The sequence below is a fragment of the Caenimonas koreensis DSM 17982 genome, from assembly GCF_009646335.1.
Lineage (GTDB): Bacteria > Pseudomonadota > Gammaproteobacteria > Burkholderiales > Burkholderiaceae_C > Ramlibacter > Ramlibacter koreensis.
On record NZ_WJBU01000006.1, the window covers coordinates 154300 to 176165 of the forward strand.

Annotated in this window: 10 protein-coding genes; 5 read left to right on the top strand and 5 right to left on the bottom strand. The window is 62.5% G+C overall.

From position 1 onward, the window contains the following. Nucleotides 1-131 precede the first annotated feature (131 nt). Nucleotides 132-11297, bottom strand: coding sequence for an Ig-like domain-containing protein (locus tag GHT07_RS07460; RefSeq protein ID WP_153584445.1), 11166 nt, complete (start codon nucleotides 11295-11297; stop codon nucleotides 132-134). 76 nt (nucleotides 11298-11373) lie between these two features. Next, nucleotides 11374-12357 carry a LysR substrate-binding domain-containing protein gene (locus GHT07_RS07465; RefSeq protein WP_153584446.1) on the bottom strand — a complete coding sequence of 328 codons (984 nt, stop codon included), beginning with the start codon at nucleotides 12355-12357 and terminating at the stop codon, nucleotides 11374-11376. A 138-nt stretch (nucleotides 12358-12495) separates the two neighbouring features. On the opposite strand from GHT07_RS07465, the gene GHT07_RS07470 reads away from it, so the two are divergent. Genes GHT07_RS07470 through GHT07_RS07480 form a run of 3 tightly spaced genes read left to right on the top strand, consistent with a single transcriptional unit; the run spans nucleotide 12496 to nucleotide 14624 of the window. After that, complete coding sequence (locus GHT07_RS07470; protein WP_194792873.1) at nucleotides 12496-13002, top strand: DUF2917 domain-containing protein; 507 nt, start codon at nucleotides 12496-12498, stop codon at nucleotides 13000-13002. A 42-nt stretch (nucleotides 13003-13044) separates the two neighbouring features. Beyond that, entirely contained in the window at nucleotides 13045-13593 is a 549-nt protein-coding gene (locus tag GHT07_RS07475; protein ID WP_228488231.1) for a gluconokinase, read from the top strand. A 41-nt stretch (nucleotides 13594-13634) separates the two neighbouring features. Further along, nucleotides 13635-14624 (top strand): MBL fold metallo-hydrolase, encoded by a 990-nt coding sequence (locus tag GHT07_RS07480; RefSeq protein ID WP_153584448.1) that lies wholly within the window; start codon nucleotides 13635-13637, stop codon nucleotides 14622-14624. Here the strand turns inward: GHT07_RS07480 and GHT07_RS07485 are convergent, their stop codons facing one another. Next, the gene (locus GHT07_RS07485; RefSeq protein ID WP_228488232.1) at nucleotides 14625-15518 is read right to left on the bottom strand and encodes a DUF6279 family lipoprotein; all 894 of its coding nucleotides are present in this window, start codon (nucleotides 15516-15518) and stop codon (nucleotides 14625-14627) included. Here GHT07_RS07485 and glmU point away from each other — a divergent pair. Further along, nucleotides 15517-16917 (top strand): bifunctional UDP-N-acetylglucosamine diphosphorylase/glucosamine-1-phosphate N-acetyltransferase GlmU, encoded by a 1401-nt coding sequence (gene glmU, locus GHT07_RS07490; protein WP_153584449.1) that lies wholly within the window; start codon nucleotides 15517-15519, stop codon nucleotides 16915-16917. The two genes, GHT07_RS07485 and glmU, sit on opposite strands and share 2 nt — an antisense overlap. Here glmU and GHT07_RS07495 read toward each other — a convergent pair. Next, nucleotides 16880-17398: an Lrp/AsnC family transcriptional regulator gene (locus tag GHT07_RS07495; RefSeq protein ID WP_153584450.1), complete on the bottom strand. Its 519-nt coding sequence runs from the start codon at nucleotides 17396-17398 to the stop codon at nucleotides 16880-16882. The genes glmU and GHT07_RS07495 overlap by 38 nt on opposite strands. A gap of 141 nt (nucleotides 17399-17539) precedes the next feature. Here GHT07_RS07495 and glmS point away from each other — a divergent pair, with 141 nt between their 5' ends. Further along, complete coding sequence (gene glmS, locus GHT07_RS07500; RefSeq protein ID WP_153584451.1) at nucleotides 17540-19387, top strand: glutamine--fructose-6-phosphate transaminase (isomerizing); 1848 nt, start codon at nucleotides 17540-17542, stop codon at nucleotides 19385-19387. Between the two features lie 10 nt (nucleotides 19388-19397). On the opposite strand, the gene ligD is transcribed toward glmS, so the two are convergent. Beyond that, nucleotides 19398-21770 carry a DNA ligase D gene (gene ligD / locus GHT07_RS07505; RefSeq protein ID WP_153584452.1) on the bottom strand — a complete coding sequence of 791 codons (2373 nt, stop codon included), beginning with the start codon at nucleotides 21768-21770 and terminating at the stop codon, nucleotides 19398-19400. Nucleotides 21771-21866: the final 96 nt, after the last annotated feature.

Below are 21866 nucleotides of genomic sequence, written 5' to 3' on the forward strand. Positions count from 1 at the left end.
TTTGGTTCTCAATCGATAACGAGCACCTGTCCACACAAGATTGCTCAACGTTACTTGTTGCGCGGCGCTTGCACATCGGCCAGGTGACCTAAGTCATAGGCCCGGGTTGTGGCCGATGTGCCCGCCGGCGGTTACTTCGCCGGCACAGCGCGAACTGCCCTTTGCACCTGTTCAGCGGCGGTAGCCCGGCGCCCGGCCTGGGTGCGCAGCGCTTCGCTGTCTCGACGCAATTGCGCAGAGAAGCTGGGTGCTGCACGCGGGCCTGGTGCCGCACTCATGGGGCGCGGAGCTTCAGTCGGGGCAGCAGGTGCTGCGCCGTCTTTGTGCACCTGCGCAGCGGTGCGGGCCGCTGCGTCTGCCTTGGCCGTATCTGCCTGGGCTTCGCGCTGCAGGGGCGAGACGAACTCGCTCCTGGGTGCAGAAAGCCCGAAGGCGTCGAACAACGGGCTGGCGGCTTCCGGTGCGCTTGCAGCGTTCACGCGCAGCGCACGCTGGAGCGACTCTGCCTGCATCGCGCGAACAACCGGCTCGACGTACGTCAGGTTGTCGCGCGACGTCACGAGGCCGCTGGCGTTGGCATCTGCCGATTCGAAGTACTCATAGAGCAGGTAGCCGCTGGCCAATGGGCGCTCAGGCTCTCCTGGGCCCGGGCCTGGCGGCGGCGGCGGGGGGGGCGGAGGTGGGGGCGGCGTGACCGCCTGGACATTGATCGTCACCGTCGTTGTCTCCGACACGCCGCCGGAAGTGACTGTGTAAGTGAAGCTGTCGATCCCGCTGAAGCCAGCAGCCGGCACATACGACGCAGTGCCGTCGGCAGCGATCACCAGCGTGCCGTGCGCCGGGGCTGTGTGCCCTGTGACGGCGCGATCGGCGTTTTCAAAGTTGTCGGCAGCGGCACCGCCTGCGCCTGTGAGCACATTGAAGCCAGCCGCATTGCTTTCCACCGTTGTGATCTTGTCGGCGACGATGTCTGCCACCGCCGTGATGTTGATTGCGGTTGAGCCGGACACGGTGGACTTGCCGTCGGTCGTGCTGACCGTCAGTGTGTCGGCGCCATTGAAGTCGGCGGTGCTGCTGTAGACGAGGCTCGCCAGCCGTGTATTGACTTGCGCCGGTGTTCCGGTGACCGTGATCGTGCCGGTGCCATTGCCCTGCACGGTCGCACCGCTCGCATCGTTGCTGACGGTCACGGTGCCGTGCTTCACGCTCAGCGTCGTTGTGACGCTGGCGCTGTCTGCGTCTTGCACTGTGATCGTGCGGATGGCCAGCGGCACATCTTCTGTTGCCGTGAGCGATGCAGGAATGTCCTGCTGCGGAGCGACATCGACCTGAGGCGGGGCGACATTGATCGTCACGCGGGCCGTCTCCGTCACGCCGCCCGAGGTGACCGTGTAGTCGAAGCTCACAGTGCCGCTGAAGCCGGCTGCCGGCGTGAAGCGCATGGTGCCGTCGCCATTGCCGTTCACATCGGCATTGAGTGTTCCTGCCGCCGGATTGCTCAATGCCGATACCGCTGTGACCCTGTGGTCTGCGTTCTCAAAGCTATCGGCGTTCGATGGGTTGGCCGCGAACACATTGAAGGCCACGGGCGTTGCAGCCGGGGTATTGACCGTGTCGGCGACGATGTCTGCCACAGCTGCAACGTTGATTGCTGCCGCGTCAGTCTTCGTTGCGACGCCGTCGGTCGTGGCAACAGTCAGCGTGTCAGCGCCGTTGTAGTCAGCCGTGGCCACGTAGGTCAGGCTCGACAGGCGTGCATTGACTTGCGCCAGGCTGCCGGAGATGGTCAGCGTGCCGGTGCCACTGCCTGTCACGGTGCCTCCGCTGCCGCCGACCGTGACGGTGCCGTGTTGCACGCTCACCGTCGTGGTGACGTTCGGGCTGTCAACATCGTTGACTGAGATCGTGCTGATCGAAAGCGGTGTGTCTTCTGTTGCCGAGAGCGACGCAGGAACCACCTGTGTTGGCGGCACATTCACGGGGGTGAGGGTGCCGACTTCGATCGTCACAGTTGCCGTTTCCGTCACGCCGCCAGAGGTCACGGTGTAGCTGAACGTCACGGTGCCGCTAAAGTTGGCGGCCGGTGTGAAGCTCATCGCGCCGTCGCCGTTGCCATTGACGTTGCCATTGAGCACGCCCGCTGCCGGATTGCTCAACGCCGAGACGGCGGTGACCTTGTGATCACCGTTTTCGAAGTTGTCCGCCGTGGTGGGGTTGGCCGCGAAAACGTTGAACGCAACAGGCGTGGCGGCAGGCGTGCTGATTTTGTCGGCCACGATGTCGGCCACGGCGGTGATGTTGATCGCTGCCGTGTTTGTCTTGGTGGACACGCCGTCTGTTGTTGACACACTCAGTGTGTCGGGGCCGTTGTAGTCAGCCGTGCTGCTGTAGCTCAGGCTCGCCAGGCGCGCATTCACTTGCGCCAGCGTGCCCGAGATGGTGAGTGTGCCGGTGCCGCTGCCAGTGACGCTGCCGCCAGTGCCGCCCACGGCAACGGTGCCGTGCTGCACGCTCACGGTTGTCGTGACGTTCGGGCTATCGACATCGTCCACGGTGATGGAGCTGATCGACAACTGTGTATCTTCTGTCGCCGCCAGTGATGCCGGAACGACTTGCGTCGGCGTCACATTCACTGGGGGAGGTGCCGCGACGTTGATGATGACCAGCGCAGTCTCGGTCACTCCGCCGGACGTCACGGTGTAGGTGAAAGTCACTGCGCCGCTGAAGCCCGCCGCTGGCGTGAACCTCATGGCGCCATCGCCGTTGCCATTCACGTTCGAGTTGAGCACGCCGGCTGCCGGGTTGCTCAGCGCCGTGACCGCCGTGACCCGGTGATCGATGTTCTCGAAGCTGTCGGGATTTGTCGAGTTCGCGGCGAAAACATTGAAGCTCACCGGCGTGACGGCTGGCGTGTTGATCGTGTCGCGCACGGCGTCCTTCACGGGCGCAATGTCGATCACCATCGAGTTGGTCGCGGCTGCAATGCCATCGGTCGTGCGGACCGTCAACGTATCAGTGCCGTTGTAGTCGGCGATGCTGCTGTAGACAAGGCTGGCCAGGCGTGCATTGACTTGTGCGAGCGTGCCGGAAATCGTGAGTACGCCCGTGCCATCGCCGCTGACCGCGCCGCCCGTGCCGCCAACGCTGACGGTTCCATGCTGCACTTTGACGGTGGTGGTGACTCTGGCGCTGTCAACATCGTTGACCGTGATGGTCTTGATGGCCAACGGCACGTCTTCGGTGGCAGCGGCCGTTGCAGGTACGTTCTGCGTAGGCGGCTGGTTGACTGCGACCGGGTTGACGTTGATCGTGACGGACGCCGTTTCGGTGACGCCGCCGGAAGTCACGGTGTAGTCGAATGTCACGGTGCCGCTGAAGCCCGCGTTTGGCGTAAAGCTCATGGAGCCGTCGCCATTGCCGTTGACGTTGCTGTTGAGCGTGCCTGCAGCGGGGTTGCTCAAGGCGGTAACCGCAGTCACCGTGTGCGCTGCGTTCTCGAAGCTGTCAGCGGTGGTCGGGTTGGCCGCGAACACGTTGAAGCTCACCGGCGTCGAGGCGGACGTGGTGATCGAGTCCGCGACGATGTCGGCCACCGCGCCGATGTTGATGGCGACGGTGTTGCTGGCAGTCGCAAGGCCATCAGTGGTGCTGACGCTTAGCGTGTCGGCGCCGTTGTAGTCGGCAGTGTTGTTGTAGGCGAGGCTTGCGAGCCTTGTATTCACCTCGCCAACCGTGCCGGTGATCGTGAGAGTGGCGGTACCACTGCCGGTGACGACACCGCCGCTTCCGCCCACGTTTACCGTGCCATGCAGCACGCTCACCGTGGTGGTGATGCTGGCGCTGTCGGCGTCGCCGACGCTGATCGAGTTGATTGCCAGCAACGAGTCTTCAACTGCACTCAAGGAAGCAGGCACGCTCTGCGTGGGCGGCTGGTTCACCACCACTGGCCCGACATGGATAGTGACGGTAGCAGTCTCGGCCACACCGCCCGAAGTGACTGTGTAGTCGAACGTCACATTGCCGGTGAAGCCCGCGTTCGGCGTGAAGCTCATGGAGCCATCGCCATTGCCGTTCACATCGCTATTGAGCGTGCCTGCAGCCGGGTTGCTCAAGGCGGTGACCGAGGTCACCGTGTGTGCTGCGTTCTCGAAGCTGTCAGCCGTGGTCGGGTTCGCCGAGAAGACGTTGAAGCTCACTGGCGTGGCTTCTGTCGTGCTGATCGAGTCTGCAACGATGTCTGCCACCGCGCCGATGTTGATGGCGACGCTGTTGTTGGCGGTCGCACTGCCGTCTGTGGTGCTGATGCTCAGCGTGTCAGCGCCGTTGTAGTCGGCGGTGTTGTTGTAGGCGAGACTCGCCAGCCTTGCGTTCACCTGGGCAACTGTGCCGGTGATTGTGAGGGTGTCGGTGCCGCTGCCGGTGACAACGCCGCCGCTTGCGCCAACGCTCACAGTGCCGTGCAGCACGCTCACCGTCGTGGTGATGCTCGCGCTGTCGGTGTCAGCGACGCTGATGCTGCTGATGGCCAGTGTTGAATCTTCCGTTGCTGCCAGCGATGCAGGCACCACCTGTGTGGGCGCTGCATTGGCTACGTTGATCGTGACGGTGGCTGTTTCAGTGACGCCGCCCGATGTGACGGTGTAGTCGAAGGTCACGGTGCCGCTGAAGCCGACAGCAGGCGTGAAGCTCATCGCGCCGTCGCCATTGCCGTTGACGTTGCTGTTGAGCGTGCCCGCAGCGGGGTTGCTCAAAGCGGTGACTGAGGTCACGGTGTGCGCTGCGTTCTCGAAGCTGTCAGCCGTGGTCGGGTTCGCCGAGAAGACGTTGAAGCTCACCTGCGTTGCCGACGGGGTGTCGATCGTGTCAGCCACGATGTCGGTCACTGCGGCGACGGTGATGGCTGCGGTGTTCACTACCGTGGCAGCACCATCGGTGGTGCTCACGCTGAGTGAGTCGGTGCCGTAGTAGTCGGCGACGCTGTTGTACGTCAGACTGGCCAGCTTTGCGTTGACTTGCGCCAGCGTGCCGCTGATGGTCATCGTGGCAGTGCCATCGCCGGACACGTTTGCATCATTGCCGCCCACGCTCACCGTGCCGTGAAGCACGCTGACCGTGGTTGTGACGCTGGCGTTGTCCACGTCGTTCACGGTGATGGAGCCAATCGCCAAAGGCGTGTCTTCGGTGGCAGCCAGCGTGGCGGGAACGGTCTGTGTGGGTGGCGCGTTGCCAACGTCGATCGTGACGGTGGCTGTTTCAGTGACGCCGCCTGAGGTGACGGTGTAGTCGAACGTTACAGTGCCTTTGAAGCCGGCAGCAGGCATGAAGCTCATGGAGCCATCGCCGTTGCCGTTCACATCGCTGTTGAGCGTGCCTGCAGCCGGGTTGCTCAATGCCGTGACCGCGGTCACTGTGTGCAAAGCGTTCTCGAAACTGTCGGCCGTTGCAGGGTTGGCGGCGAACACATTGAAGTTCACCAGCGTTGACGATGCGGTGCTGATCGTGTCGGGAACGATATCAGCCACAGCGGCGATCGTGATGGTCGAGCTGCCCGCCACTGTTGCAGCGCCGTCAGTTGTGCTCACGCTCAATGTGTCGGCGCCGTTGTAGTCGGCAGTGTTGTTGTAGGCGAGGCTTGCAAGCCTTGCGTTGACCTGGGCGACTGTGCCGGTGATCGTGAGGGTGTCCGTGCCGCTGCCTGTGACGACGCCGCCGCTGCCGCCCACGTTCACCGTGCCGTGCAGCACGCTCACCGTGGTGGTGATGCTGGCGCTGTCTGTGTCAGCGACGCTGATGCTGCTGATAGCCAGTGTCGAATCTTCTGTTGCTGCCAGCGATGCAGGCACCACCTGTGTGGGCGCCGCATTGGCAACGTTGATCGTGACGGTCGCCGTTTCGGTGACGCCACCTGATGTGACTGTGTAGTCGAACGTCACGGTGCCGCTGAAGCCGACTGCCGGCGTGAAGCTCATCGCGCCGTCGCCATTGCCGTTCACGTTGCTGTTGAGCGTGCCCGCAGCGGGGTTGCTCAAAGCGGTGACTGAGGTCACGGTGTGCGCTGCGTTCTCGAAGCTGTCAGCCGTGGTCGGGTTCGCCGAGAAGACGTTGAAGCTCACCTGCGTTGCAGACGGGGTGTCGATCGTGTCAGCCACGATGTCGGTCACTGCGGCAACCGTGATGGCTGCAGTGTTCAGCACAGTAGCAGCACCATCGGTGGTGCTCACGCTGAGCGTGTCGGCGCCGTAGTAGTCGGCGACGCTGCTGTACACCAGACTGGCCAGCTTTGCGTTGACTTGCGCCAGCGTGCCGCTGATGGTCATCGTGGCAGAGCCATCGCCGGACACGTTTGCGTCATTGCCGCCCACGCTCACCGTGCCGTGCAGCACACTGACCGTTGTTGTGACGCTGGCGTTGTCCACGTCGTTCACGGTGATGGAGCCAATCGCCAAAGGCGTGTCTTCGGTGGCAGCCAGCGTGGCGGGAACGGTCTGTGTGGGTGGCGCGTTGCCAACGTCGATCGTGACGGTGGCTGTTTCAGTGACGCCGCCTGAGGTGACGGTGTAGTCGAACGTTACAGTGCCTTTGAAGCCGGCAGCAGGCATGAAGCTCATGGAGCCGTCGCCGTTGCCGTTCACGTCGCTGTTGAGTGTGCCTGCAGCGGGGTTGCTCAAGGCGGTGACCGAGGTCACGGTGTGCGCTGCGTTCTCGAAGCTGTCTGCCGTTGTAGGGTTGGCAGCGAACACGTTGAAGTTCACCAGCGTTGACGATGCGGTGCTGATAGTGTCGGCCACGATGTCTGCCACAGCGGCGATCGTGATGCTTGAGCTGCCCGCCACTGTTGCAGCGCCGTCAGTTGTGCTCACGCTCAATGTGTCGGCGCCGTTGTAGTCGGCGGTGTTGTTGTAGACGAGACTCGCCAGCCTTGCGTTCACCTGGGCAACTGTGCCGGTGATCGTAAGGGTGTCGGTGCCGCTACCCGTGACAACGCCGCTGCTTCCGCTGACACTCACCGTGCCGTGCAGGACGCTCAAGGTTGTGGTGATGCTGGTGCTGTCTGTATCCGCCACGCTGATTGAGCTGACTGCAAGAGGCGTGTCCTCGAATGCATTCAGAGAAGCCGGCACGTTCTGTGTCGGCGCATCGTTCACCACAATCGTGACAGTGGCAGTTTCCGTGTTGCCGCCTACATACCCCTCACCGAAAAACAGGGAGCCCGACTTGACTTGATACGTGAATGTGGTCGTGCCCAAATAGCCGGCGTCTGGCGTGAACGTGAACTCGCCAGGGTTCGCGCCAGCGACCAGCGTGCCGTTGGCGGGCTGGCTGAAGTCGATGATCTTTGCAGCGGGGTGGGAAAAGGTGTCCGCCGTTGCGCCGCCCGTGCCGGTGAGCACGTTGAAGGTGATTGCACTGTCGCGATTGACGACCACGGTGTCGTTTGTTGCATCGGCTACGGCTACAACATCGAAGTTGATGGTCGTGCGAACCTCGCTGAACCCCCCCCAGCCTTGGTCTGCTCTCTTCACTGCGATCGACAGCACCACGGGGCCGACAAAGTCGGCAGGTGGCGTGAACACAAGACCGGCAAGCTGCGCATTCACTTCGGCTGGCGTGCCGGAAATGTATGAACCTGTATTCAGGGTGAACGTGTCGATGAAATGCCCGTCTTGATCTGTCAGGTCGAATTGCACATCGAGAGCGGCCTGTTCGGCATCGTTCACGGTGATGGCGCTTGCGCCTGTGAATTGGAAAGGCGAGTCTTCGGTTGCGCTCTGTAGTGCAGACGGTGCGGCAATGACGATAGGTGCGACCGCGATGTTCACCGTGTCAATGACTGTACTTGCCGCGTCGTGCGCCGTCACCGACAACGTCGCGTGAATGACGTAGGTAGCCGATGGCGTGAACTGAAGTGTTGCAAGCGTTGCGTTGATGTCGTCCTGGCTGCCTGTGAGCGTGAAGGCGCCGCTCGCGTTCGCTCCTGCGGCGATGGCTGCAGTGCCGCCGGTCAGCGTGACTTGGATGGTCCCGCTGTCCACACTGAGTTCGACACTGCTCACGTCGCCTTCGGTGTCGGCCACACTGACGGTGTTGCCGTTGTCAAACTTGATTGCATCGGTGTACGAGGTGCCGACGGACGGTGGTGCCGTGATGACTGGCGGCGCGTTCACCTGCACGGTCACAACGGCAGTTTCGTGCTCGCCGTACGGTGTATCGACCGAATATGTAAACGTCTCCGTACCAGAGAAGTCAGGCGCCACCGTGAGCGTGAGAAGGCCAGTTTGCGCATCTACGGTGACGCTGCCGTGCGCCGGATTGGCAAAGCCTGTTTCTATGCCGACTGTGTAGCTGGGAACGCCGTTGATAAATGTCTGCACGAAGCCAAATGTGTGCGGGATCAAAGTGCCGTCGAGCAGGCCTGTGTAGATTGTGCTGCCTGAGACAACATTGATGGTTGCGTCTGGCGTGTCGTCCACCGGGTTCACGGTGATCGTCAGGGTGGTGCCGCCTGTCTGGCTGTTTGCATCGGTTGCAACCACAGAGATCGTGGCGTTGCCTACAAAATTAGCGACGGGCGTGAAGGTGAGATTGGCAAGCCTGGTCTGAATGTCGCCTTGCGTTCCGTTGAAGGTCAGCGTGTGGATGTCGCCATTCACCACTTCGCCGTCGCCAATCTGGGGTAGCGAACCCCGCGCGGCGTCATAGCTGACGGTCACTGTCGTGATGTCGCCATCAGGATCATTGAGCAAGATCGCATTGCCGCCGCTCAGTGCCACGGACGTGTCTTCGTCGATGGAGAGGGCCGGCGCTGTCACGCTCGGGGGATTGCCCATAACAAACAGCGTCACGGTCGCTGTTTCAGTGGAGCCGGCGGAGGTTACGGTGTAGGTAAAGCTGTCCGCACCGGTGTACCCGGCTGTCGGCGTATAGGTGGCTGCGCCATTTGCGTCGATGACCAGCGTGCCGTGCGAGGGATCGCTGTGGGCAGTGACAGCCCTGGATGGGTCAGCGAACGTGTCTGCAGTCGCGCCGCCGGTTCCCGTCAGGACGTTGAAGTTCGCCGTTGAGTCTTTAGACAGACTGATTGTGTCGTCCACTGCATCTGCCACGGGGTCGATGGTGAGGTGGACAGTTGCCGTCTCTGTGCTGCCGCCCGCTGTGACCGTGTAAGTGAAGCTGTCGGTGCCGTGGAAATCGGCGTTGGGCGTATAGGTGACGGCACCATTGGCACCGATGATGATCGAGCCGTGCAAAGGCGTCGTGTTGGCGGTGACGGTGCCGCTGGTGAAGCTGTCCGCACTTGCGCCACCGGTTCCGGTCAACACGTTGAACGTCGCTGCAGCATCTTCGGTGGTGGTGACAAAGTCGTCCACGGCGTCGGGCCGTGCGGCCACGTCTATCGTGACTGTTGCGGTTTCCGGCCCTCCGTTTGAATTGACGACGTACGTGAAGCTGTCAGGTCCGTTGTAGTCGGCGTCGGGCGTGTACTTTGCGGCGCCATTGGAGCCGAGCACGAGTGTCCCGTGCGACGGACCGGTGAGCACTGAGGCGGTCTTGCCTGGATCCGAGAATGTGTCCGCTGTTGCACCACCGGTTCCGCTGAGAACGTTGAAATTGGCGACTGTGTCTTCTACAGCACTGATGTTGTCGTTGGTGGCATCGGCAACTGCGGCGACGTCGATGTTGACAGAAGCGAACTGTTGGCCAGAGCCGTCAAATGTCAAAACCTTGAGTTCATCGGCGCCGTTGAAGTCAAAGTTAGGCGCGTATTGCAAAGTTGTGAGCCTTGCATTGATTTCTGCCTGTGTGCCGTAGATCAAGAGCGTACTGGAGAAGTTACCTGCGGTACTACCGCCGCCGCCGCCTACCCAAAGGATGCCTTGGCTTGTCGACACTTGTACTTGCACCGTTCCGGCGGGCACGGTAACGCCTGAAATCGAGCGGGCAGTGTCTTCAATAGCCGCGAGCGGACCTGCAGGAAGCCCGATGTTCGGATTGACCACATTGATAGATACAGCGTCCACATCGATAAGGACCTGGTCAGTTGTAGAAATCAGCAGCGAGTCCGTGCCGAGGTAGCTTGCTGCGGGCGTGTAGTTGAGCGATGCGAGCTGTAGATTGATTTGCGCGGCCGAACCGGTCACCACTAGCGTGCTGGTGCCGTCACCCGACACATTCACACCATTTCCACCGGCGACACTGAGCGTGCCATGTGTCACAGTCAGTGTGCTGGTAAGCGCGTCACCATCGGCATCAGCAACGCTCATGCCGGCGACTGCGACGGATGCGTCCTTGTTCGTCGTGATCGTCGTCAATGGAACGGTATTGACTGGGGCTGCGTCGGCAACTGGCGGCAGAACGTTGATTGACTGGGAGTCGATGTCGGTGAGGTATCGGTCGCTGCTTTGCATCTGCAGCGTGTCAGTGCCTGTGTATCCGGTCGCCGGTGTGTAGCTCAGTGAAGCCAGCTTTGAACTGACTTGTGCGGGCGTGCCAGTGATGACCAGGGTTGTCGTACCGTCACCTGACACACCACCGGCATTGCCACCACTAACTGAGAGCGTGCCGTGCGCAACGGTCAAGGTCGAAGTCACTTTGTCGCCATTGGCATCCGCCACGCTCACGCCAGCCACGGAGAGCGGGGAGTTCATGATTGCTTGCGGTGCGCCAACCGGCAGAGTGTTGACGGGAGCGGCTTCATTGCCAACGGCGATGATGATGTCTCGCTGGCCGGTCAGGGTGAGACTGTCGTAGATATACACCGAGACCGCAGCGACGCCTTCAAAGCCAGCAGGCGGTGTGTATGCCAGCGACTTCAGCACGTTGTTTATGCTTGCGAAGCCGGCACTGTAGCTCAAGGTACCAACGTCAACACGGCCGAACGGTGGACCGACATCAGCGGTGATATTGCCGATGTCCACACCGAGCTTCAGTGTCGCGTAGCTGTCGTCTGGATCGGAGACGCTGATCGTGTCGCCGCCAGTAAATAAGAAGGTGGTTTCTTTCGCGACGACCGCCGTTGTCGGGCCGGCAAAAGCCGGCGGCAACACGCCTTGGAGACCTTCAAAGGCCGTTGGCGTCAAACCACGTGATTCGATGGGGCCAGTGGCACCTGGCATGGGACCTACGGGCGCTGTCCACTGGGCATCCGCACGGGCGGCAACAGACTGGTCTGTTGCCAGGGCAGGGGAAGTCAGTGTTGACTCGCGGTCAACGACGGCGGCTGCAATGGCCGCGTCGAAAACGATGCGTGGCTCCAAGGCGAGGCGTGAGGCGGCAGCGCGTGCGTGACGTTTTTTCATCGCCGTACACTACGTTGCAAGCGGTCAATTCGCAGCAGACGAAGGTATCGATACTCCTATTTTTGCGTGAAGTAGTTCAATCTATATAGTCCACCGTGTCTGGGTCCGGGACTTCACCAATCGTCTGGCGAGTCGCTTTGCTCTGCGCCAGCAGCCATTCGCAAAAGGCCTTGATCTCGGGCCGGTTCTCGCTGCGCGGCCCGACGATCAACCAATAGGCCATGGGCGAGTCCATTCGCATTTTCGGCAGCGGCTCGACGAGATCGCCGTTCGCCAGTGCCTCGGCGACCATGGGTAAGCGCGCCAGCACAACACCTTGGCCGGTGAGTGCTGCCTGAACCATCTGGTACGCGTAGTTGAAGTAGAGCCAGCGTTTAGGTTGAAGCTTCGGGTGGCCGTGTTCGTCGAACCAGCGCCGCCAGGTCAGCCATTCCAGATGCGTGTGATGCGCATCGCCGGCCTCGATGAGTGCGTAGTTCACCAGATCCGCAGGCTTCTTCAAGGCAGGCCCGCTCTTGAGCAGCCAGGGGCTCGCGACTGGCGTGAGCTGTTCGCCGAACATGCGGATGGCCTTGGGCGGCATCGTCGCCATCGGGCCGTAGCGCATTGCCAGGTCAACGTCAGATGTTTCGAGGTCGTGTGTGGTGTCCGAGGCGTCGATGCGGATGTCGATGTCGGGGTTGTCGCGCTGGAACTGTTCCAGCCGCGGAATGAGCCACATCGACGCGAACGACGCAAATGTGGTTAGCGCCACTGTGCGGCGTCCGGCCGTCTGGCGGATCTGGCGAATCGCCCCATCAATACGCGGTAGTGCCTGAGTGACCGCAGTCAGCAGCAGCGCGCCTGCACTTGTGAGCTCGACGGCCCGCGTGTGCCGCAGGAACAGGCTGACGCCGACTTCGTCTTCCAGCGCCTGGATCTGCCGGCTGACGGCGGACTGCGTCAACGCCATCTCTTCGGATGCCGCGCGAAAGTTCAGGTGCCTGGCCACGGCCTCGAAGGCGCGCAGGTGGCCTGCGGAGATCGGGCGGGTACGTAAGTGCGTTTGAGAGTGCTGCATGCGAGTGCCAATCCGTGTCAGGAGTGTGACCGGCATTCATGCGAATCCGGAATCAATAGCGTATCGGGAATTCATTGGACTGCCAAGCGTCGCGCGCCGATGATTCATTGCCGAACTAGCCCCAACCGGAGAATGGCTATGATCACCCAAGCACGCCCGTATACGCAACAATCCACAGCCACCGAGGCCCCCGCGTTGCCCGGCACCTGGAAACTGGCGGCGGGCCGCGCGATCACGTTGCAGCCACGCGAGGAAGGCACGTTCAAAGTCGCCCACGGCCAGATGTGGGTCACCTACGACGGGCCGCATCGCGGGGCCTACAACGAGTCCGGCGACCACTTCATCGGCGCTGGCCAGACGGTGCGCCTGCGAGCCGGCCAGCGCATGGTGGTCGAGTCATGGAACTGGCAGAACCCGTCCTACTTCACCTGGGACCCGCTGCCTGTTGCCGTGCGCCAGACGGCGCCTCGTTTCAATGCCGTGCTGCAACCCCTTGCGGACCTGCGGCTGGCCATCGTCTTTGGGGCCGGCGCGGTGGTGCGGTTGGTCCATGGCGTTGGGGCCATTGCGTGGCAGTTGGCAACAGGGCACGGGCGCGCCGTGGCATTGAACGCAACTGCGGGCGCGTGCAGCACCCGCGCCTGACTTGGCGCAAGTTCCCCGCGCGGGGCCGAACCATAATCAACCATGGTTCGGCCCCAGTCCCCGCAACATGAGTTTGATCGTCAAGGCAAACGAGCGCTGCGTGTCGTCGTGATGGGCGTGTCGGGTTGCGGCAAGTCTGAAGTCGGCCAGCGCCTCGCGGCGCACCTGCACCTGCCACTGGTCGAAGGCGACGAATTTCATCCGCCCGGCAACATCGAGAAGATGCGTCAAGGCCTCGCACTGACCGATGACGATCGCGCAGGCTGGCTAGCGCGCCTGCGCGACGAACTCGCGGCCCGGCCCACAGGTGCCGTGCTGACCTGCTCCGCGCTGAAGCGTTCATATCGCGGCATCCTGCGGCAAGCCGACGCCCACCTTCTTTTCGTTCACCTGCAGCTGTCACAAGAGGCGTCATTGCAGCGAGTGGCGTCGCGGCCCGGGCACTTCTATCCACCCAGCCTGGTCGCAAGCCAGTTCGAAGCGCTTGAAGATCCCTCCTGCGAGCCAGGTGTCATCACGGTCGATGCCACGATGCCCCTCGATGAGGTGGTGCAGCAGGCGATTCAACAATGCGTAATTGATTACGATTAGTTAAAATCGAACTTTTCGCCCAGCCCTTCACGGGAGACAAGATGTCCAAAGCATTCGCGAGCCAGGCCGACCTGGCCGACAAGAAGATCACCTTCGAACAACTAAGCGCCCACTGCTGGGCCTACACCGCCGAAGGCGACCCGAATTCGGGCGTGATCATCGGTGACAAATTCATCATGGTCAGCGACGCGACTGCAACGCCGTCCATGGCGCAAGACCTGATCGCACGCATCCGCACCGTCAGCGACAAGCCCATCAAGTACGTGCTTCTCACGCACTACCACGCGGTGCGCGTGCTGGGCGCGAGCGCGTATGCGGCTGAGGGTGCGACCGAGATCATTGCCAGCCAGGGCACGCATGAATTGATCATCGAGCGCGGCAAGGAAGACATGCAGTCGGAGATGGAGCGCTTTCCGCGGCTGTTCCGCAATGCCGAATCAGTGCCGGGGCTCACCTGGCCGACGATGGTCATCGGTGGCGGCAACCCCGCGAAGGGCGAAGTGCCCGGCAAGTTGACGATCGACCTGGGCGGTGTGGTTGTGCAGATCTGGCATCCGGGCCCGGGCCACACACGCGGCGACACGATTGCCTGGGTCGAAGAAGAGAAGGTCCTGTTCTCAGGCGACCTCGTCGAATACCAGGCGGGCGTGTACACCGGTGATGCGCACCTTGAGGAATGGCCCGCCACGCTGGAGGCGCTGCGTGCACTGCGCGCCGAAGCGATTGTCCCGGGACGCGGCGAGGCGATGAAGGGCGCAGCCGAAGTCAACAAGGCGCTCGACTACACCAAGCGCTGGGTCGAAACGCTCTTCGCATGCGCAAAGGAAGCCGCCGCTGCCAATATGGACTTGAAGGCCGCGATGGCCCACACGCGCAAGCAGATGGACCCGATCTTCGGCAACGTGTTCATCTACGAACACTGCCTGCCGTTTGACGTGAGCCGCGCTTACGATGAGGCCAAGGGCATCAAGAATCCGCGCATCTGGACAGCGCAGCGCGACCAGGAAATGTGGGCGTCGCTGCAGGCGTAGTCACGGCTTCCCATTGAGTTCTTTCAGGTCACGCTGCCATGCGCGAAGCCGCCGGATGGCGATGTCGCGTTGAGCGGCCGTTGTGCTGTTGTGCAGCGTGGCCGTCATGCCGCAGGTTTCCTGAATGAGCGCAAGCTGCACAGCACGGTACGCTGGGTCAGGTGACTCTTGGGAGCGCTGCAGGTACGCGCGCAATACTGTCGATGCCTGTGTTGCGTCCATGCGTTGCGACTGGATCTGGCGCAGCGCCAGCAACAAGTCCTGCTGCCGGCGGCGTTGCTCGTCGAATGCCCGTCGGGGATCAAAGACGGATCGGTCGATTTCCGCGCGCAGCACCGCCTTTTGCCTGTCGTCCAGGCTGCCGTAAACCATCTCGGCGCGCTCGAGCATCTTCTCGAATCGCTTGTCGCGCATCGAGGTCGCGTCGATGCGCAGCCACTCCTTCGAGTAGTCACTATTGGTGCGGTCGAACTTGCGTTCCAGGTGAGCAAGCTGTTCAGGCGCGAGCGACAGGGCCAGTGACACGACCTGCGGTTCGCCATACGACGTTACCGCGGCGACACGCTCGCGCACACGCGGCTCGAACGCACATACCTGTGAGGCGGAAATGTCTGCAGGCGTGAGTTGCTCAATCGACTTGAGCAGTGACGCGAGCTGCGGCAGCTCCTGCTGGCGGTGCCATCGATGGATGCGTGCCAGGTCGGCGCGCACGCGGGGCGACTGCTCGTCGTTGAAGTCGACATAGCTGTCCATCCACCAGTAGGCGATGTCGTCCAGGTTGTTGTAGGCCAGCTTGATCGCGCTGCAGCCCGCGAGCAGGGTCGCCAGCGCGAGCAGGCCGATAATCCTCGCGATACGAGAGCAGTAATTCATCCAAAGAGAAGGAACAGGCATGGCAGCGATCGATGTGGTCATCATGGCAGCGGGCAAGGGCACGCGCATGAAGAGCCGTTTGCCCAAAGTGTTGCACCGATTGGCCGGACGTGCATTGCTCGCCCACGTGGTCGACACGGTTGCAGGGCTCGACGCGCGGCGGGTGGTGATCGTCACCGGCAGCGGCTCGGCTGAGGTCGAAGCTGCTGTCACCGGCTGGACGAAGGCGAGTGGGCGGCCACTGCCTGCGTTTGTGCGGCAGGAACCGCAACTCGGCACCGGCCATGCCATCCAGCAAGCTGCGCCTGCGCTGCCGGATGACGGCGTCACCCTCATCCTCAATGGCGATGTGCCGCTGGTCGAGGCCGCAACGCTGCAATTGCTGATCGACGCCTGCGGCGGCAAGCGCCTGGCCCTGCTCACCATCGACATGCCCGACCCGGCGGGCTACGGCCGCATCGTGCGCACTGGCGAGGCCGTTCAAGCCATCGTCGAGCACAAGGATGCGACAGCGCAGCAGCGCGAACTGCGCGAGATCTACACAGGCTTCATGGCCGCGCCTACAGCCCAGCTCAAGCGCTGGCTGTCCCAGCTGAAAAACGACAACGTGCAAGGCGAGTACTACCTGACAGATGTCGTTGCACTTGCCGTGGGGGAATCAACGCAAGTGGTGGCAGTCAAAGCTGCGGACCAGGTGCAGGTCGAAGGCGTGAACAGCCCGCTGCAGCTCGCCGCCCTGGAACGAGCGTATCAACTGCGCCGCGCGCGGGAGTTCATGGAGGCGGGCGTGCGCATCGCCGATCCGGCCCGCTTCGACGTGCGGGGCTCGCTGCAATGCGGGCAGGACGTCGAGGTCGATGTCAATTGCGTGTTCGAGGGCAATGTGTCGCTGGGCGACAGTGTGACGATCGGCCCCAACTGCTTCATTCGCAATGCGGCCATCGCGGCGAACGTGCGCATCCAGGCGTTCACGCACATCGACGGTGAGTCGGATGCGGTGACGATCGGCGAGGGCGCGATCGTTGGGCCGTTTGCACGGCTGCGGCCGGGCGCGCAACTTGGGCCGGACGTCCATATCGGCAACTTTGTCGAAGTGAAAAATTCGACGATGGGCCGTGGCTCCAAGGCCAACCACCTGGCATATCTTGGCGACACGACAGTCGGTGAGCGGGTGAACTATGGCGCTGGCGCGATCACGGCCAACTACGACGGCGCGAACAAGCACGGCACTGTGATCGAGGACGACGTGCACATCGGCAGCAACAGCGTGCTCGTCGCACCCGTGCGAATCGGGCGCGGCGGCACCGTCGGTGGGGGCTCGACCATCACGAAAGACACCCCGCCCGGCGCGCTGTCGGTCGCGCGCGGCAAGCAGGTGAGCATCAGCGACTGGAAGCGCCCGCAAAAGGCGCCGAAGTAGCGACAGGCACGCGTGGCTCGAACTTGCTGCGCTTCACACTGAAGAACGCCTTCACGTTGCGTACATTGGCATCGCTGGTGAACAGGCGCTGCGCGAGTTGCAGGTAGGCGGGCATGTCGCTGGTGTGGACGACCAGGATGAAGTCGGGGCCGGGTGACACGCGATAGCACTGCTGTACGCATGCATCCCCAATGACGCGCGCCTCAAAAGCTTCGGCGTGGTCCTGCCCCTGGCGTTCCAGCGTGATTTCGACGATGGCCTGCAAGCCGTGACCGTTGACTTGGGCGAGCCGGTCGGTGTCGAGTAACGCGACTTGCCGGGCTATGAGGCCCGCGTCGCGCAAGCGCTTGATGCGTCGCAGGCACGTCGGCGGCGAGACGTGGACGCGATGCGCCAGTTCCTGGTTGCTGAGCGACGCATCCACCTGCAACAGGTCCAGCAAAGCCGCATCGATGGCGTCAATTGTGAATTCTTCTTCCATCTGTTAATACTAAATGGAATTAAATTTACACTCAACGGAATCAAGAAATTAAATTCCAAAAAAGACTAAATATAGACTGCATATTTCTTCATGTCCAGCCTACAGTCGCCGCACTGAATTCATCGAACCCGGAGAAACTTCATGTGTGGCATCGTCGGCGCCGTCTCAACCCGCAACATCGTTCCCATCCTGGTCCAGGGCCTGCAGCGCCTCGAATACCGGGGCTATGACTCCTGCGGCGTCGCGCTCTACGCAGGTGGCCTCAAGCGCGCGCGCAGCACCGACCGTGTCGCCACGCTCATCGAGCAGATCGAGCAGGAGCACCTCGAAGGCACGACTGGCATCGCCCACACGCGTTGGGCCACGCATGGTGCGCCGGCCGTGCACAACGCGCATCCGCACTTCAGCCACGGCCCTGGCGCGAACGCTTCGGCCAAGGCGGGGCGCATCGCGCTCGTGCACAACGGCATCATTGAAAACTACATCGAGCTGCGCAAAGGCCTGCAGGCCAAGGGCTACGAATTCGCGAGCCAGACCGACACGGAAGTGATCTCGCACCTGGTCGACAGCTTGTACGACGGCGACTTGTTCGATGCAGTGAAGGCCGCTGTGCTGCAACTGCAGGGCGCATACGCGATCGCCGTGTTCTGCAAGGACGAGCCGCATCGCGTGATCGGTGCTCGGGCGGGCTCGCCGTTGATCCTGGGCGTTGGCAAGGATGGCGAGAACTTCCTGGCGAGCGACGCGATGGCGCTCGCGGGCGTCACAGACCAGATCCTGTACCTGGAAGAGGGCGACGTGATCGACGTGCAGCTTGGCAGGTACTGGATCGTCGACAAAATGCACAAGCCCGTGCAGCGTGAAGTCAAGACAGTGCAGGCGCACAGTGGCGCTGCCGAACTTGGCCCGTATCGCCACTACATGCAAAAGGAAATTTTCGAGCAGCCGCGCGCCGTGGCCGACACGCTCGAAGGTGTGCAGGGCATCGTGCCCGAGCTGTTCGGCGACGGCGCACTACGTGTGTTCAAGGAAGTCAATTCAGTGCTGATCCTCGCGTGCGGCACGAGCTACTACAGCGGCTGCACGGCGAAGTACTGGCTGGAAAGCATTGCGAAGATCCCGACGCAAGTCGAGATTGCCAGCGAATACCGGTACCGCGATACCGTGCCAGACCCCAGCACGCTCGTCGTCACGATCAGCCAGTCCGGCGAGACGGCCGACACACTGGCCGCACTGCGCCACGCGAAAAGCCTGGGGATGGACAAGACGCTCACGATCTGCAACGTCTCGACCTCAGCCATGGTGCGCGAATGCAAGCTCGCCTATGTGACGCGCGCCGGTGCCGAGATCGGTGTTGCATCGACGAAGGCTTTCACCACGCAACTGGCGGGGCTGTTCCTGCTCACACTTGTGCTCGCGCAGGCGAAAGGGCGGCTGTCGGACGAAGAAGAAGCGCAACACGTCAAGGCAATGCGGCACCTGCCCGCCGCGCTGCAGGCCGTGCTGGCGCTGGAGCCGCAGGTGATCAGCTGGTCCGAAGATTTCGCCAACAAGGAGAACGCGTTGTTCCTCGGTCGCGGGCTGCACTACCCGATCGCACTCGAAGGCGCGCTGAAACTCAAGGAGATCACGTACATCCACGCCGAGGCGTACGCTGCCGGTGAACTCAAGCACGGCCCGCTGGCCCTCGTCACGAGCGAAATGCCCGTCGTCACGGTGGCGCCGAATGACGCATTGCTCGAAAAGCTCAAGAGCAACATGCAGGAAGTGCGTGCGCGCGGCGGCGTTCTCTACGTGCTGGCCGATGCCGACACGAAGATCGAGAGTGAAGAGGGCATTCATGTGATCCGCATGCCTGAGCACTACGGCCCGCTCAGCCCGCTGCTGCACGTGGTGCCGTTGCAGCTGCTGGCGTATCACACGGCCTGCGCTCGCGGCACCGATGTGGACAAGCCGCGCAACCTCGCAAAGAGTGTGACGGTGGAATGAGCGGCAAGCGTCAACGCGCGGGGGTGAAGCCCAGCGTCTTCATCGCTGGTGACAGGCGCGCGCGGCTGGCATCGTAGTCGTCCCAAGGTGTGTTGCCCACGGGCAGGCGCGAGTGCAGTGACTTCACTGTCCAGTGTGCGCCGCTCGTGAGCTGCGCCAGTTCGTCCCAGCGCACCGGTACCGAAATACCGAGCCCGGGCCGCGACCGTGCCGACCACGCGCAGGGGGTTGTCGCGCCAAATCCATTGCGCAGGTAGTCGATGAAGATTTTGCCGACGCGATTGGTGCCGCCGCTGGTTTTCAGGAACGAAGGCAAGCCCAGCTGATCGAGAAGCGCGTGAACGAGCTGCGCTGCTTCCTGGATTTGCGGCCAGCTCACGCCTTCGCCGGGGTCCAGGTCGAACGTCATGCGATCGGGTTTGTCGATGGCCGTCGTGACGCCGTTCCAGGTGTGAAACTCGATCACGTTCATCTGCGCTGCGGACAACAGCCCGAGCGGCTGCGCGACCTCGAGCATCGGCGGATGGCCAGGCGCCAGTGCGGCGTCGAGTTCAACGATGCCGGGCATCTTGTAGCGCTCGGGATGCTTCTGGAAGAACAGCTCCCCGCCAATGCCTTTTGGAGCGCGTACCAGCGACACGGGGCGTGACTTCAGGTGCGGCATCATCAGATCTGCAACCTGCGCGTAGTACCGCACGAGGTCGATTTTCGTCATGCCCGATTCGGCGTCGATGATGCGGTCGGCATGGCTGACGCGCAGCGTTGAAGGCAGTTCAACAGCTTGAGGCGGCGCCGCGGCAGGCTCCGCGGCGACATTTCTGTTTGCAGTCTTCTTCACCGCACGGGGCTTCTCGCGTTGGATCGCGGCAGCGCGTTTGTCGTCGCGCAGGCCCTGGAACACCGAGTGGCGCACGCGGCCGCTGCGCGTCCACTCGCCGAACGACACTTCGCAGATCAATTGCGGCTTCACGAAGTGCGACCGGCGCGGGATTTGCGCGTCGGGTGCGAACGGGCTCTGGCTGGCCGCCAGGGCATCAAGCTTCTTGCGCAAATCGCGCAAGGTTGCATCGCTGAAGCCTGTGCCCACATTGCCCGCGAATTGCAGGGCGCCCGATTCATCGTGTACCCCGAGAAGCAGGGAGCCGATGCCCGCGCGCTCGCCCTGCGGATCAGTGAAGCCGCCAATGACGAATTCCTGTCGATGGCCGCATTTGAGCTTGATCCAGTCGGTCGATCGTCGCGGCACGTAAGCCGAGTCGCGACGCTTCGCGATCACACCCTCCAGCCCGAGCTTGCAGGCCGAGGCGACCACTTCCTCTGGCTTGGCGTCGAACACTTCGCTGAAGCGCACATTCGCATGGGGCTTCCGCCTGACGATGCGCACCAGCACCGCGCGCCGCTCGACAAGCGGCACTTGCCGCAGATCGAAGCCCGCACAGTAAGGCACATCGAAGAGGTAATAGACGATGTCCGTCGTGCGTGCTGTATCGAACGCGCCTTGCAGCGCCTGGAAGTCGGACGGCGCCCGCGCGCTGGGCATGATGATCTCGCCGTCGTACCAGCCGTCGGGCAAGTCCATCTGCTGGAGCGCGGCTTGCAGCTCAGGGAGTTTGCGCGTCCAGTCGTTGCCGTTGCGGGTGACCAGTGAGATGCCGCCGCCTTTGGCGCGAGTGAGCATCCGGTAGCCATCGAACTTGACTTCGTAGAGCCACTGGCCGCTGTCTGCCGGCGGGCCGGTCACGAGCGTCGCAAGCTGGGGCTGCAAATGGGTCGGCAGTTCCGCAGGCTGGGCCCCGACTGGTGGCCCGGACGCTGCGGGCGCTTCGAGGTTTTTCACGCTGCCGGGCATCTCGTCCACCACGCTGTATTCGCCGGAAGGCCTCACGAAACTGTCTCGCTCCTTGATCAACAGCCAAGGTATCTGCCGTTCATCTTCGCGCGACTTCATGCGAACCAGCGTCCACTTGCCCTGCATCTTGTGGCCCCGAAGCTCGAACATCAGCTTGCCGTCGCGATAGCCCTTGTGCGGGTCTTCCAGCGGAATCCACACACCTTTGTCCCAGATGATCACTCTGCCCGCGCCGTAGTTCCCCTTGGGAATCTCTCCTTCAAAGGTGTTGTAGGAGAGCGGGTGGTCCTCGACCTGCACGGCCATCCGCTTGTCTGCAGGGTCGTAGCTCGGGCCTTTGGGCACGGCCCAGCTTTTCATCGTGCCATCGAGTTCCAGCCGGAAGTCGTAGTGCAGGCCCGTTGCCCAATGTTTCTGGATGACGAAGGCGCGCAGGTCGTCATTGGCGAGCCCGCCGTCGGCGGGCTCCGGTGTCGCCTTGAAATTGCGCTTGGCGCGATAGGCCTTCAACGCGGTGGAAGCACGGTCGCTCATGGTGTCATTGTCCGTGGGCACAAGAAAAAAGGCCGGCATAACGCCGGCCTCGGGTGCTGCAAACGTCGACAAGGGCCGGCGCTGGCAGCAACATGG

What these genes read in the sequence shown, in the direction of transcription:
- GHT07_RS07460 (WP_153584445.1), bottom strand. Translation starts at nt 11,297, where the DNA reads ATGAAAAAACGTCACGCACGCGCTGCCGCCTCACGCCTCGCCTTGGAG.
- GHT07_RS07465 (WP_153584446.1), bottom strand. Translation starts at nt 12,357, where the DNA reads ATGCAGCACTCTCAAACGCACTTACGTACCCGCCCGATCTCCGCAGGC.
- GHT07_RS07475 (WP_228488231.1), top strand. Translation starts at nt 13,045, where the DNA reads ATGGTTCGGCCCCAGTCCCCGCAACATGAGTTTGATCGTCAAGGCAAA.
- glmS (WP_153584451.1), top strand. Translation starts at nt 17,540, where the DNA reads ATGTGTGGCATCGTCGGCGCCGTCTCAACCCGCAACATCGTTCCCATC.
- glmU (WP_153584449.1), top strand. Translation starts at nt 15,517, where the DNA reads ATGGCAGCGATCGATGTGGTCATCATGGCAGCGGGCAAGGGCACGCGC.
- ligD (WP_153584452.1), bottom strand. Translation starts at nt 21,770, where the DNA reads ATGAGCGACCGTGCTTCCACCGCGTTGAAGGCCTATCGCGCCAAGCGC.
- GHT07_RS07480 (WP_153584448.1), top strand. Translation starts at nt 13,635, where the DNA reads ATGTCCAAAGCATTCGCGAGCCAGGCCGACCTGGCCGACAAGAAGATC.
- GHT07_RS07485 (WP_228488232.1), bottom strand. Translation starts at nt 15,518, where the DNA reads ATGCCTGTTCCTTCTCTTTGGATGAATTACTGCTCTCGTATCGCGAGG.
- GHT07_RS07470 (WP_194792873.1), top strand. Translation starts at nt 12,496, where the DNA reads ATGATCACCCAAGCACGCCCGTATACGCAACAATCCACAGCCACCGAG.
- GHT07_RS07495 (WP_153584450.1), bottom strand. Translation starts at nt 17,398, where the DNA reads ATGGAAGAAGAATTCACAATTGACGCCATCGATGCGGCTTTGCTGGAC.